The sequence below is a fragment of the Psychrobacter sp. FME13 genome, assembly GCF_014861395.1.
Classification (GTDB): Bacteria; Pseudomonadota; Gammaproteobacteria; order Pseudomonadales; family Moraxellaceae; genus Psychrobacter.
In genome coordinates this window covers 1-659 of sequence record NZ_RRYV01000368.1, presented here as the reverse complement: position 1 = coordinate 659, position 659 = coordinate 1, and the positions used below count along the sequence as shown (strand labels likewise).

The following is a 659-nucleotide window of genomic DNA, read 5'->3' as shown; positions in this document are numbered from 1 at the left end:
ACTCCTTGAGCGTCGTAGTACGATGTCAGACTCGGGCTGATATACCCTTTATCAGCGCCGAGCAAACCATGGATATGGTCAGTAATATCAGGCGCAACCGCTCTTTCATCAACATTGGCAGGGGCAACGGTAAAGCCTTTAATCATGCCAGATAAATTAACAAGCAAATGTCCCTCAAAGCCATAGTACCTCTCTTGCTTAGCGGCGCAGTAACTAAAAGCTGCTAAGTCTTGATAGTTTTTATGCCGATAAGCGCGTCCATAATGACAGACGGGTATCGGAAAGCCATCCATAAAATGAATGTTGTCACGGCCTTCAATTTGACTGACTTTATCTTGTATCTGCTGTTTGACTTGCCACAGATTGGCGCAGTGCTTTGCGAAGTTAGGGTATGAGCCGATGGCTGGAAACCAGTCTTGCCAATGCTGGGTAAAGTATTGCCAAATCTGTTTGTCTTGATCAAGGTGTAAAAATTCACCGACCATCTCCATGCAAATGATCTCAGGATCACTCAACTTTGGCGCGTAACCTGCACTTCGCAAGGGTTTGGTGACGACTATTTTGTAATATTGCTCTACCATTAAATAGATATTGATGATAAATTCGTCTATGGGCATCTCACAACTCCATTGTATTCTTGGTCGAAAACAATAGATTAG

Annotated in this window: 1 protein-coding gene; it reads right to left on the bottom strand. The window is 43.6% G+C overall.

The window, feature by feature from the left end:
* Positions 1 to 617: IS982-like element ISPsma1 family transposase (locus EI164_RS16625; protein WP_192521059.1), on the bottom strand; the 617-nt coding region annotated here is incomplete at its 3' end.
* Positions 618 to 659 lie beyond the last annotated feature (42 nt).